Origin of the sequence: Bradyrhizobium sp. SYSU BS000235 (assembly GCF_049747295.1) — a bacterium.
Classification (GTDB): domain Bacteria; phylum Pseudomonadota; class Alphaproteobacteria; order Rhizobiales; family Xanthobacteraceae; genus Afipia.
The window spans coordinates 1958090-1970795 of sequence record NZ_JBMHJM010000001.1; the positions used below are offsets into that span (position 1 = coordinate 1958090).

At 57.6% G+C, this 12706-nt stretch carries 13 protein-coding genes and 2 pseudogenes; 7 read left to right on the top strand and 8 right to left on the bottom strand.

Features of this window, described 5'->3' with window-relative positions; genetic code table 11:
- Nucleotides 1–35: 35 nt before the first annotated feature.
- Together ACP0KA_RS09090 and ACP0KA_RS09095 are read right to left on the bottom strand one after the other, a co-directional pair.
- Nucleotides 36–560 carry a cupin domain-containing protein gene (locus ACP0KA_RS09090; RefSeq protein WP_424628485.1) on the bottom strand — a complete coding sequence of 175 codons (525 nt, stop codon included), beginning with the start codon at nt 558–560 and terminating at the stop codon, nt 36–38.
- 65 nt (nt 561–625) lie between these two features.
- The gene (locus ACP0KA_RS09095; protein ID WP_424628486.1) at nt 626–1639 is read right to left on the bottom strand and encodes a zinc-binding alcohol dehydrogenase family protein; all 1014 of its coding nucleotides are present in this window, start codon (nt 1637–1639) and stop codon (nt 626–628) included.
- Between the two features lie 237 nt (nt 1640–1876).
- On the opposite strand from ACP0KA_RS09095, the gene ACP0KA_RS09100 reads away from it, so the two are divergent.
- Nucleotides 1877–2770 (top strand): LysR substrate-binding domain-containing protein, encoded by an 894-nt coding sequence (locus tag ACP0KA_RS09100; RefSeq protein WP_424628487.1) that lies wholly within the window; start codon nt 1877–1879, stop codon nt 2768–2770.
- A 5-nt stretch (nt 2771–2775) separates the two neighbouring features.
- On the opposite strand, the pseudogene ACP0KA_RS09105 reads toward ACP0KA_RS09100, so the two are convergent.
- Nucleotides 2776–2910, bottom strand: a pseudogene (locus tag ACP0KA_RS09105) (AraC family transcriptional regulator); the annotation flags it as partial.
- 309 nt (nt 2911–3219) lie between these two features.
- On the opposite strand from ACP0KA_RS09105, the gene ACP0KA_RS09110 reads away from it, so the two are divergent.
- On the top strand, nt 3220–3435 hold the full coding sequence (locus tag ACP0KA_RS09110) for a hypothetical protein (protein WP_424628488.1): 216 nt from the start codon (nt 3220–3222) through the stop codon (nt 3433–3435).
- Nucleotides 3436–3439: 4 nt separating this feature from the next.
- Here the strand turns inward: ACP0KA_RS09110 and ACP0KA_RS09115 are convergent, their stop codons facing one another.
- From ACP0KA_RS09115 to ACP0KA_RS09135, 5 genes and pseudogenes are all read right to left on the bottom strand, one after another.
- A complete protein-coding gene (locus tag ACP0KA_RS09115; protein ID WP_424628489.1) occupies nt 3440–3643 on the bottom strand; it encodes a hypothetical protein in 204 nt (67 codons plus the stop codon).
- 550 nt (nt 3644–4193) lie between these two features.
- The gene (locus tag ACP0KA_RS09120) at nt 4194–4394 is read right to left on the bottom strand and encodes a hypothetical protein (protein ID WP_424628490.1); all 201 of its coding nucleotides are present in this window, start codon (nt 4392–4394) and stop codon (nt 4194–4196) included.
- Between the two features lie 1149 nt (nt 4395–5543).
- Nucleotides 5544–5804, bottom strand: coding sequence for a hypothetical protein (locus tag ACP0KA_RS09125; RefSeq protein WP_424628491.1), 261 nt, complete (start codon nt 5802–5804; stop codon nt 5544–5546).
- Between the two features lie 201 nt (nt 5805–6005).
- Nucleotides 6006–6233, bottom strand: a pseudogene (locus ACP0KA_RS09130) (hypothetical protein); the annotation flags it as partial.
- A gap of 68 nt (nt 6234–6301) precedes the next feature.
- Nucleotides 6302–6757 (bottom strand): Hsp20 family protein, encoded by a 456-nt coding sequence (locus ACP0KA_RS09135; protein WP_424628492.1) that lies wholly within the window; start codon nt 6755–6757, stop codon nt 6302–6304.
- Nucleotides 6758–7370: 613 nt separating this feature from the next.
- On the opposite strand from ACP0KA_RS09135, the gene ACP0KA_RS09140 reads away from it, so the two are divergent.
- The 5 genes from ACP0KA_RS09140 (at nt 7371) to ACP0KA_RS09160 (ending at nt 12610) form a co-directional block, all read left to right on the top strand.
- On the top strand, nt 7371–7565 hold the full coding sequence (locus ACP0KA_RS09140; RefSeq protein WP_424628493.1) for a hypothetical protein: 195 nt from the start codon (nt 7371–7373) through the stop codon (nt 7563–7565).
- A 608-nt stretch (nt 7566–8173) separates the two neighbouring features.
- Entirely contained in the window at nt 8174–9166 is a 993-nt protein-coding gene (locus ACP0KA_RS09145; RefSeq protein ID WP_424628494.1) for an MBL fold metallo-hydrolase, read from the top strand.
- A gap of 252 nt (nt 9167–9418) precedes the next feature.
- Complete coding sequence (locus ACP0KA_RS09150) at nt 9419–10624, top strand: molybdopterin-dependent oxidoreductase (RefSeq protein ID WP_424628495.1); 1206 nt, start codon at nt 9419–9421, stop codon at nt 10622–10624.
- A gap of 47 nt (nt 10625–10671) precedes the next feature.
- Nucleotides 10672–10962, top strand: coding sequence for a cytochrome c (locus tag ACP0KA_RS09155; RefSeq protein ID WP_424631532.1), 291 nt, complete (start codon nt 10672–10674; stop codon nt 10960–10962).
- Nucleotides 10963–11239: 277 nt separating this feature from the next.
- The gene (locus tag ACP0KA_RS09160; RefSeq protein ID WP_424628496.1) at nt 11240–12610 is read left to right on the top strand and encodes a PLP-dependent aminotransferase family protein; all 1371 of its coding nucleotides are present in this window, start codon (nt 11240–11242) and stop codon (nt 12608–12610) included.
- Nucleotides 12611–12706 lie beyond the last annotated feature (96 nt).

The following is a 12706-nucleotide window of genomic DNA, read 5'->3' on the forward strand; positions in this document are numbered from 1 at the left end:
GAACTCAAATCTGGCTGTGTTGATCGTACGCTGGTTCACTTTGCCGTCGTGGCAATCGAAGGTGCGCCGTCGATCCAGTCCTGTCGCTGCGGAGCGAAGAAATCGATGTCGATGGCATCTTCCGTGCAGACAAATTCGTGCGGCGTGTTTGGCGGAATGATCAGAATCGTCCCCGCGGTCATGATGAACTTCTTGCCTTGCGAACTGACCTCGCACCGCCCTTCGGTAATCCAGGTGATCTGTTCGTTGGCGTGATGGTGCAGCGGGAAAACGCCGCCCTTCTTTACGGTCCACTTCACGAATGTCGATTGCGCGCCCGACAGGTACTGACGTTGCACCAACGGAGAGACCTGCTCGATCGGCTGTTGGTCAAGCTGATAGAGCACCGGCATGGTGGTGGAATGCCCGCTGACGCCGGGCTGAATGCCGCTGCCCGGCGCGTCGGTAACGGCAGGCGCCCCCGACAGCGAGGGTGCCGGGCGGTCCTGTGCCATCGCCGGCACGTTCAAGACTGACCAGCCTGAGAGCAGCAACGCAAGAGCAACGATATGAAAGCGCATTTGATGTTTCCTTGAGAGAACACGGAAGATGGATGGATATGACCGGCTTCGGCCGGAGCTTTGGTTCAAAACCCCGATAAGACCGTCTTGCCGATGCTTCGCCCGCGTTCGATCGCGGCGTGAACGCGCTTGAGGTTGAGCGCATTGATGGTGCCGGAATCTTCCGTGAGCGTCGTTCGCAGAAGTCCCGCGTCAACGAGAGCCGCGACCTCGTTCAGCAATCGATGCTGCGTGATCATGTCGGGCGTCTGGTACAACGTGTGCGTGAACATCAGCTCCCAATGAACGGAGACGCACTTGCGTTTGAGACTCACGATATCGAAAACATGCGGGTCGTCGATCAACGCCAGCCGGCCGTGCGGCGCAATGGCTTCCACGATGGCCGGCAAATGCTTGTCGGTCGCCGTTAGCCCCGCAACGCATTCCACCTGATCGATACCGATCCTCTTCAGTTCCTGATCAAGCGGATGATGGTGATTGATGACATGATGCGCCCCCATATTGCAGCACCATGCCTCGGTTTCCGGACGGGACGCGGTTGCGATGATCGTCAGCCCGGTCAGCCGCCGCGCCAACTGTGTCAGCATCGATCCGACGCCGCCCGCGCCGTTGATGATCAGGAGCACGCCGGTCTGGGATTTCACGCCGTATGGAACAGCAAGGCGCTCGAACAGCAGCTCCCACGCCGTAATCGATGTCAGCGGCATCGCCGCCGCCTCGCTGAAACTCAATGTCTTCGGCTTCCGGCCAACGACGCGCTCGTCAACGAGGTGAAGCTCGCTGTTGGTGCCCGGCCGGTTCATCGCGCCGGCATAGAATACCTCGTCCCCTGGCTTGAAGAGCGTAACCTCCGAGCCGACCGCATCGACAACGCCCGCAGCATCAAAACCGAGAATCCGGACCTCACCTTTCGGCGGAGACACGCGCGCCCGTATTTGCACATCCGCTGGATTGACCGAGATCGCCTTGACTGCAACCCGCAGATCGCGCGGGCCTGGCACTGAAACCGGCACCTCAAGATCGACAAGCGAGTCTTCCGCTGAGATGGGACCTGCTGCCCGATAACCAACAGCCTTCATAGCAAGCAACTCCCGAGTCTCTTCATCTCCAGCGGACGTCCATCACTCAGCTTCGCGATTGTTCTTCTGGAGATGCACGCGACGAATGTCCCGACGATCAGCCTGCCCGCGAATGACGCTCAATGATTTGCCAGCCGCGGGCGACTGCATTACGCTTGCCCGATCTATCGCTGCTTAGCGGCGGCAAGAGAAACGCATAGTTTGAATGGGCCCAGTAACAAACCTAATGGATGCCGTGTGCGCGACCTTGATCTAGATTTGCTGCGTGCTTTCGTTGCTGTCGCCGATGCGGGAAGCTTCACCGCGGCAGCGGACACCGTCGGCCGCACGCAATCAGCCGTGAGTCAGAAGATTCGAAGGCTCGAAGAGCTTGTCGGATATCCACTTTTTGACCGGGACAGCCGGTCGCTGACATTGACCGGAACGGGAGGACAATTGCTGATTGGAGCTCGCCGCCTGCTCGACCTGAATGACGATGTCATTCGCTCGCTTCAGACACCGCAGACAACGGGCCGATTGCGCGTGGGAATTTGCGAGGATTTTGTCCCGCTTCAACTCTCAAAGCTGCTTGCACGCTTTCTTCGATTGCATCCGGGCATCCAGCTCGACGTCAACACAAGTCTCACGCACAGCCTGCTGCGCGAATTCGAAGCCGGGAATTTGGACATCGTCATCGCGACGCGCGAGTTCAAAGAGCGAGGCCGCGTTATCTGGCGAGAACCCATGGCGTGGTTCGCAGCCTCCGACTTCAAGCTCGATCTCGACCGGCCGCTGCCGCTGGTGCTGCTGCAGCCGCCCTGCACTTACCGCGAGCTCATGTTCACGACACTCGACACCGCGCGGCAGAAATGGGTGACAGCTTGCACGGTCAGCAGCCTTATGGGTGTTCAGGCGGCCGTTGCCGGCGGGCTCGGCATCACGCTGCTTGGCCGTTCGTTCATTCAGGATGGCATGCAGATCCTCGATGTGCCGGAGCACTGGCCACCCCTGCCCATGACTGAAATCGTCGTCGTTGGAGATGACACTGCCGAGAAGTCGCTCGTTCAGCCGCTCCTGGAATTCCTCGTCGAAGGCATGCGGATGCCGGCGTCGGTCGCAATTTCTTGCGGGCGGGCTGCATCGGGAAGTTAAACTTGATATCGATGGAAAAGGTTTGAAAACGCCGCCGCTGTCGCGCAAGCGACCCGGCTGGCACTCCGTGCGATGGGCTCATCGCTGGTTTCCGGCAAGAATTCCGCCTCCGCCATCCGGCGTTCGATAGGCCATCGACGAGAAGACCAAGCGCTCTTAGTTCAGGGTCATAGCAACGTATAGCGGTGGCCCGTTTCAAAGGCCGCGTTAATCTGGCCGTTCTCGGCATCTCGCCTCCGGAATATGCTATGCTGTCGCGCGAAGGGAGGATGCGAGATGTCAACTTCAAAACAAAAGCCATTGAAGCCTGACGATTTCCCGGTCCACGCAGAGGGTGAGACAATAAAAAAGCAGGACGGCACTCCAATTGCGGAAACCGAGAATTCCACTTCCGCCGAAGATATCGCAGAGCGTCTCAATGAAGATGAGGCTCGGCGCGAAGAGGATAAGTGGTCAGCCTGCATGATCGGTCGCTCCGGCTGGCTCCCCAATGGACCTATATCGGCACGAACGCAGCCGGTGTCGGTGCCATTGTCCACGTCGGCATCATCACTGGCCGCGACGCATCAGGCCGTTGGGTCGTTCTCATTGGCAATGACGGAATCTGGGGACGATACCGCCCTGCGGTCAAAGGGGGGGGGGCTGGAGCGCGCGAGCAAGAGTGATCGCCTAACTGCCGAACGCGTCTGGAAATAGAAACACGCTGCAAGCGAAGGCGATGCACGCACCTAAAAGCCAGTCAATAAGTAGTTCGGCCTTGTTGATGTTGCCGCTTCCAAGCGAAGACTCTGGCGAAGGCGCATCCATCAAGCCACGTCCAGATCCGAAAGCAACGCCTAACAGGAGATCGGTCGTTTTCGGCTGATTTTGCATCCACTAGCTCTACCGCGTCCCGCGGTAACAAGTAAGTCCTCAGATAAAAATGTGAACGAGTGGCCTCAAGTGCCCGATCGCGACGTAGTAAACGATACACAAAAGGCTGAAAGCTACGACGAAACAGTGAGCAGGTCGGTAGCGGCGACCATCTACGCGTTGCGGGCGTCATCTCCGTGTCGAGGAAGTATTCAACGCCGAACTCTCTTCGCATTTTTTTGTCTCCACCAGCGGCGCTTAAGTGGGCGTATCGATCGACGACAGCATGCGCGCCAGTACCCGGGCTGCAGCCGCGAATGCGTCTTCAGGGAGCTCTTGAAGAAGACTTCCGCGAACTGCGAAAACAAAAGGTCGGATCACGCGTCAGCGCGCCATCGTCGAAGGCCAATATCCGTAGCTGAGCCAGCTGACGCTACCCCATCAACATCAGCCGACCCGGAGAGACCGACTATGGCTAACGTCTGGAACAGTGGTGTTAAGAAGCAGCAACGGCCCGGCCGAGGGGTGACGACAATCACAGTCGGCGGGGCCATGCCATGCTCGGCCTCGGTTATCTATTGAGTATCAACGCCAATATGAAACCAACCACGCCTGCAACAACCAATGAACCGAGCGGTTGCTCCTGCACGGTTGATGCGATCGCGCGACTTCCTTCGCGATAGTATTCGCTGCCGCTTTTCATCGGATCCTTAGCAAGGTTGCTCGCGACTTCACCTACTTTGCCAACGACATTGTTTGAATCCTCGTCCATGGACTGCCTCCTGAGTGTGCTGCTCAACATCCGTGCGGAAATGAAGGAGCTCGACCGGTCCGGCTTTAGGAGGCATCGTTCGATCGGACTCCCACCGTTGCCCCTCGCGGCGCAACGATCGGTTCAGCCGCTAAACGGAAAGCTTGTCCACCCGTTCCCAAAAAAGGGCCCGACCACTCGGTGCGACCTCACTTCTTAGGCCGGCCCCTGGGAGGAAATACAATTCTGTAATCGTTGGCACTGTTGCGCAACTTTCCAGCACGTTTCAGCGCTTCGGAGCGCTCGGGCCCGGGCGGCAATCGTCGGGCTTCCTCTAGCACATCGTCTGCAATCGATGACCTATCGATCGCTTTCCCGGACGGAGGAGGTTTAGTGCCGTCACTCTGATTTGGCATTGAACTTTTCGATTAGATTGAATGAGACGGAGTGGTGACCACAAAGATCTGGCCACGATGCCGCCTAGCGGGGAGCGGCGGCCTGAAAACGCATATCCGTAAAAAGAGTTCCCAAAAAAATCCCCGGCCAGTTGTGCTGACCAGGGGAGAGTAGTCGAGACCGCCGAGAGCATCACCAACTCAGCGGTTACCCAACGATCGAACGCAACTCCATAATCACTAATGAAGCTAAACGTTCCGCATCATCTTCGTGACCGCACTTCTATGCCTTGCTCGCCTGTGCCGTCCAACATCGCATCCCACTACGGAGTCGGTGACGGCTACGGCGGCGCACTCAAGCCTTTCGCGAGACTGGCTTTTTATTTATGAGCACCCTAGGCAAGTTACCCCAGGAACAGCCGTATCATCACCGAGTTTAGGAGGCAGGTGATAAATATGGTCGTTGCAAGCGAACGATACGTTCACTTCCTCGTAGACGTCTCCGGCAGACTACCCCAAAGATGCCGCGTCTCGTTAGCGGCTCTTGCTGCATTGGAGGGGACCTGCCCCATTAACACCCAACTAGACCGAGCGACGGGTTTGTTTCTGAAACACCGTCGAATGATCGAAGCGGTGGCGCGGATAAAGTTGTCCGATGCAAAAGAACCAACAAAGTGGCTAACCATTGCTGCCGATGATGTGAACTCGACTCCTTAAGCAATCGCGCGCGCAGCGCGCCTTAACCGAGGCGCGGCTTTTGCGACCCGTCAGCTTCTCATTTCTCTACTTCAATCTTCAATGCGTTATTGAGATGGGTCTTGCATTGAGAAATGTCTTTCTTGGCCATCATTTCTTTTGCCAAATCCAGTTCTTTGACAGCAGTTGCCTTCTTTTCACCGCCCGGCATTGTGTCCATCGCGGCGCTGGCTTTTGACATGTTCTCTTCATTGCAATCTTGTTGCGGGGGGCGGGTTGCCCGTAAGCTGAGAGGGGGAAGAATCGCTGTGAAGGCGACTATGCGAAACAGACTATTCATTGGAATCCTCCACTGAATTGCTGACCGACAATGATACGCTTAGAACGTCTAGCTCGTCATAGTGCGGCCCGGCGTCTCAGGGCCGCGCCGTTGGGCTGATACCCTCAGCGCGTCGATCCCGCTTCAACTGCCTATCATAAGGAAACGGGCAACCGATCGACTTCGTTCGTGCGTTGACGCTGACGATGCTCCGGCGCAACGCACAGGCGCGCTCAACCCGGCGGGTGCGAGAAGCCCGGGACATGACGCGACAGTTGCGGCGTCCGAGGCCCACGATGCAAGAATGGCGCGCTTCTCACCCAGAGTGAGATCGCGGCTTCTCACGACGTCGCGCGGGTGGTTGAAAACCCGTTCCGGGTGAAGAAGGGCATTGATGTCGATCAAGTTATGGTCTGGACGAAGTCCAGCAGGTGCGGTCGTCGGCCGCATGGTTGCCTCCATTGTTGACGAGTTGATGCACTAGGGGAGGCTGCCGCCCGTGGCGGCAGCCTCGCTCCTCAAGCTGCTTTCACTTCGATCTGCTCCGGTGACTTCGGAAGCGCGCCATTGATGGCGATCTGCCTAGGCTTCATCGCTTCCGGCACTTCCCGCACTAGGTCGATCACGAGCAGTCCGTCCCTGAACTGGGCGGACTTCACCTCGACATGGTCGGCAAGCGTGAACTGGCGCTTGAAGGACCGTGTCGAAATCCCGCGAAACAGATAGAGCCTGTCGCCGTCCTTCTCAGTCTTGCGACCCTCCAAGGTTAGGACATTCTGCTCGGCGGTCAGCGAGATCTCGTCCGGGCTGAAACCCGCTAACGCCACGGAAATCTGGAAGCGGTTCTCGTCCAGACGCTCGATATTGTAATGGGGGTAGTTGTCTTCGGTGGTCCGCTGAGCCTCGTCGAAGACATCGAACAGGTGGTCAAATCCGATCGTCGACCGCCACAGGGGACTCCAATCATACCTCATAGCCAAATGCTCCTTAGAGCAAGTTGGGTACGAGCCGGCACCGGACACCCGCCGGCGCCCGTCTCATCACTGGGCCCTGATCGAGGCACCCAGATCGCCTCTCGGCGACGGCAAAAAAATCGGTAAGCCCAAAAAAAGTTTCAAGAGTCGAGACAAAATTTTTGGCGAAGAATTTCGGTGGAATTGGCGCGGGGTGGTCTTTCGCATTAGCGAAATTTTTAACTTTAAAGACTTCAACAGCCGAAGAGAGGCGCAGATGCGATGAGCAATCCTCTTGAACGCGGAAATCTGTTTCACTATTTTCGCGGTCGGGCAGCGCCCGAACTCCAATCCGTAAAGGACTCTAGCGACCGTCTAAGGTGACGATGATGATTGACGACAAACTAGCCAGTATCCGCTCCACCGTTAACAATATCCGCCGCTACCGCCGCTTGCTGGAGACTCAGTTGACTGAGACAGAGCGGCAATTCGTAGAACGACGGCTCTCCGAGGAGAGAGCAGCGCTCGACGCCCTACGCAACGAAGCCTTTCCCATGGCATTCCGGATGGCTGGCTCCGCTCCCGGGTCGCCATCGGCCCGATCTCAAATATCGACGGCAGAATGAGGGCGGCTATGAGCACGAGAACACCGGAAGAGTATCGACGATGGCTGAAGGAGCAGACGGAAAACTGCTTACGCCAATCGAACCAGACGATCGATCCAGCAATGGCGGCGGCGATCGACAGCGCCGCCGACAATTATATGACGGTACTGGAAAGATTGACGGCCAGCAGAAAAAAGGTGGGTAATATTCCGCAGGAGGAATGACTCCTCGACGGTACTGAATTTACGTCTGCTGTCGGATGGTCGCTCTTCTCTGGATTCATGCCGAGTTTGGACGTGATTCAGGTGAGAGTGGTCAAGTGTGCGGCAAGCGCACCGGACAGGCTCGTAAACGAGACAAAGTCTTCTCCATTCAGCCAAAGGAAGTGCGCGCCACCAGCGTCGCCCGATACGACAGGCTCCAACGAAATAGCACCACCTTCATCAGATCCACGTCGCTCTCCCGCAGCCGGCGATACGTTTTCGGGTTCTGCTCCCATCGCGAGCTTGAACGGGTAGCTTAATACACTCGATGGTGTTCTTAGCCTGCGAGCGGATCGGCGCTGGACGGTCATTTCACGCCGATCCGCGCCTTCCCGGTGCAAGCTCCGATCGTCGTCGGGTTGCCTGTCCCGACATCACGTTGGCCCAGTTCGCGCGCCTGCTCCTTTCTAGCCTGTAGGTCCTCGGTCCATACACTGTGATCGGCACCAGGTTTATTTCCGAAAAACGAGCGCTATTTTCGGCCTATGCAAACCCAATTGCAAAACATCTCTGGCGCATATGGCTGGCCGATTCTTTGTGCCGGCTGCGCGAGGAAAGGAGATCCAATTATGACGACAAATCGGCTTGCGGTTTCATCGATCGCCGTACTCCTGTCTTCAGCTCTTTTTGCTTTTGGATATGGAGCCCTCGCGACTACCACCGCGCCGGTAAAAGGAGACTATTTCCATACCGGGGCCGGCGCGCATTATCTTGAGCGCGCCAAGGGCGACATCGTCACTGTGCCTTTGCGCGGCAACATCAATGTCCTGATGGGATCCGGGGCGAATATCGTGGTTCTGTCGGGAAGCGAGGGCAAGTTCCTCGTCGACGCCGGCATCAAGCCGTCAAAAGACAAATTGCAGGAGGCTCTCAATAACCTCGGCCCGTCACCGTTGAAATACGTCGTAAACACTCATTGGCACTGGGATCATACCGACGGAAACGAGTGGATGCATGCAGCCGGCGCCTCGATCATTGCGCAGATAAATACGCTGAAGCATCTTGCCGAAACCACTCACGTGGATGATTGGAATTGGACATTCGCTCCCGTTCCAGACGGCGCGCGCCCGACGATCCTCGTAGAAAATGAGAAAGACTTCAGCCTCGCGGGCGACACCATAAAGGTGGAGCATTTCGGCGCCGGCCATACCGACGGCGATGTGGTGGTGTATTTCGAAAAGGCCGATGTGATGGCCCTCGGCGACGCGTTCTGGAACGGAAACTATCCGTTCATCGACAACGAAGACGGCGGCAGCGTCAATTCGGCCATCGCCTTTGCCAATAAGATTATCGAACACACCACGGATAAAACAATTCTGGTTCCGGGTCATGGGCAGGTCGGCAACCGCGCTCAATTGATTGAATTCCGCGATATGCTGGTCGCGGTGCGCGATAAGGTCGCTGCACTGAAGTCGCAAGGAAAATCCCTCGAAGAGGTCATAGCCGCGAAGCCGACTGCGGCCTTCGACGATAAATGGGGGAGATTTGTGATCGGTCCGGAATTCTTCCCAAAGCTTGTGTACGAAGGACTTCCGGCACGTTCGCAGGAAGATCCCTCGTGAACACCGTGCAATCTACGTTCGAGGGGGTTCCGTCCACACGTGCCGGTCGGTTGCCAACTTTTTCGAGAAGCATAGCTTTAAAGCTTGCGCGGTGGCCGACCGGCATGAGTTCGGCCGATATTTCGCCGCTGGCACCAGATACCTGCGAGACGTTCCGCAAGGCGATGCCGTTCGAGAGCCACATTATTCTCTACCCGGTTGAGATCAGCAACATCTGAAACTCATTTGGACGAAGGCAACGAGAGGTCCACCATGATCGACAGACGCACCCTCCTGCGCTCCGGAATGCTTGCAGCATCCAGTGCCGCTATATCCTTTTCATCAAAGTTAGCTTTGGCTGAGACCGTGACGTTGCCGTTCGGCAATGGCGAGCGGCCGCTGATCAAATACCCTCAGAAGCGTCCGCTGATCGGCCTGACCAGCCGGCCGCCGCAGTTGGAGACGCCGTTTTCGGTGTTCAATGAAGGGGTGATCACACCGAACGATGCTTTCTTCGTGCGCTACCATCTCGCCGATATTCCGCTGGAGATCGATCCGGATACTTTCTCCGTTGATATCCAAGGGAGAGTGGACAAGCCGCTGAAGTTGTCGCTGGCCGAGATCAAAAACATGCCAGCCATTGAGCTCGTGGCAGTCAATCAATGCTCCGGCAATAGCCGGGGATTTTTTGATCCGCGCGTCGGCGGTGGTCAACTCGCCAACGGCGCCATGGGCAACGCACGTTGGAAGGGCGTTCCTCTCAAGGCGGTTCTCGACAAGGCCGGCGTGCAGGCGGGCGCTAAGCAGGTCGTGTTCGACGCGCTCGATGGTCCGGTGAGCGACAGGACGCCGGATTTTGCCAAGGCACTCGACGTCGATCATGCGAGAGACGGCGATGTGATGCTGGCCTATGCCATGAACGGAGAGGACCTTCCGGTCCTTAACGGATATCCGCTGCGCCTGATCGTGCCCGGTTACTATGGCACCTACTGGGTCAAGCATCTCAACGAAATCACCGTCATCGACACGGTGTTCGATAACTTCTGGATGAAGAGCGCCTATCGAATTCCGGACAATGACTGCAATTGCGTCGAGCCGGGAACGGCGCCAAAGGCGACCATCCCAATCAATAAATTCACCGTGCGCTCCTTTCTGACCAATCTCGTCGATGGCGCCAAGGTGAAGGCTGGTGCTGAGACGACGTTAAGAGGCATTGCATTCGATGGTGGAAGCGGCATCAAAGAGGTCGCGGTCTCGACGGATGGCGGACAAACCTGGACGCCGTCACGCCTCGGCGAGAACCTCGGCCGGTACTCATTCCGCGAATGGACGTCGATAGTCAAATTGCCGGCCGGCGCGCATGAGTTGAAGGTCCGCGCGACCAGCAATGACGGACAAACGCAGCCCTTGCAGCCATTGTGGAATCCCGCGGGCTACCTGCGTAACGTCGTAGAAACCTATCGTGTTGTGGCAGCTTGAGGAGAGTGGTCATGAAGCTCCTGGTTATGACTGGTCTCCTGAGTGCGATGGCCTTGGCAGGAAGTGCTTACGCTCCAATGTTGGCGAAGGCCAAGCCTGTCTCCTACAACCTTCCCGAAGAGACAGCCGCTTTCAAGCCAGGGCCAAACCTGGAAGTCGTCCAGAACAACTGCACCGCATGTCATTCAGCCGACTACATCAAGACTCAGCCACAGGGCCCCAAATTCAAGAAAGATTTCTGGCACGCCGAAGTCATGAAGATGATCAAGGTGTACGGCGCACCGATCGACGAAGCGGACGTTGACAAGATCGTTGAGTATCTTTCGCAGACGTATTAAAGCGACCAGCCCGCTGTATCGATCAGTCGGACAACGGTGAACGACCACTGCGTTGCCCGTTCGAGCCCGTATCGAGATGGCAGCAACGAAGTCGTGTTCGTGCAATTTCCTCAAAAAAATTTTTCGAGGAGATGGACCACATCTACCAAGTTCATGAGGAGGGCTCCCACAACGTGGAGGAAAAAATACTACCGAAGGATATCAATCAGCTACATGTAGCCCCATCACGTTGGTGGCCTCGGATTTCAGTCTTGGTCCGAACACGAGAGGCCGTTGTATGAGCTGGACTCCGACGCTAACCGATCGCGAAGGCCCGGTTTATTTGCGCATTGTGGCAGCCTTGGCCGCGGACATCGAGAGCGGAAGGCTGGTGCGCGGACAACAGCTCCCCACGCATCGAGAACTGGCCAAGACGCTGGGCATCGATCTCACCACGGTGACACGCGCCTACACGGAAGCTCGGCACCGCGGGCTGACGCAGACCCGCGCCGGGCAAGGCACGTTCGTCGTCGAGTGTCTATCGTTCCCGAGGCGCAGCTCGTACCAGGCGCCGGACGTCGACCTTTCTATGATTCTTCCCCCTCAACCGCTAGACAGCGACCTGGAAGGGCGGCTCACGCGCGGACTCGCAGCGATCCAGCGCGAGATTGGGTTCTCCGCGCTTCTCACTTACCGGGACCCTAGAACATGCCAGGCCGAGTGCAACATTGCTGCAGAGTGGCTCCGTTCGCGCATCGCGGACGCGCGGGGTGATCGCCTCGTGATCTGCCCCGGAACTCAGAACGCAATTTTCAATCTGCTTGGAACGCTGACGTCGCCAGGTGATGTGGTTCTCACCGAGGCGCTGACCTATCCCGGGATTAGGGCCGCGGCCGGATATGCGGGCGTTCGCCTGGTCGGGGTCCCGATGGATGAGGACGGCGTCGTTCCGGCCGCGCTCGACGCGGCGTGTCGGCGACATGCCCCCAAGGCGGTGTATTTGGTTCCGACGATCCACAACCCGACGACCGCGACAATGCCGCTTTCGCGGCGCCAGGAGGTGGCCGAGGTATTGCGGAGAAACGACGTAGTGCTGCTGGAAGACGATGCCTACGGCGCACTCGAGCCGGAGGCGGTGCCGCTTGCGTCACTGATTCCGGAGCGGACATACTTCATGGCGAGCCTTTCAAAGTGTATCGCCCCCGGCTTTCGCGTATCATTTGTCCTGACCCCCGATCACGCGTCCAAAGAGCTTCTGGCGACCGCGCTGCGAGCGAGCGTTCAGATGCCGATGCCCCTCACAGTCGCGCTCGTCACGCGGTGGCTGCAGGACGGCAGCGCCAATGCGATCATTGATGCCGTCCGCGCCGAAGCGACAGCAAGACAGAAGCTGGCCGCCAGCGCGCTCGCGCGACACCCCTATTACGCACATCCCAACGGCCATCACATCTGGATCCCGATGCTCGGTGATTGGACCAGCACCGAATTCGCATCGCATGTTCAGGGTCAAGGTCTTGCGGTCGTTACCTCCGAACCATTCGCCGTCGATAGAGTTCCGCCGCACGCCGTTCGCATCTCGCTCGGCGCCGCCACCAGTCGATCTGATCTCATCAGAGCGTTGAATCTCGTCGCCGCCGCATTGAATCATCAATTGACCAAGTCAATCTGACTCAACCCAATCGAACCAACTGCGTCGCTACCACGAGCCGCTCAGTACTCCCTCCCGGCAACCGGAGTAGCGGACGGCAGTTTTGATCTATAGAGA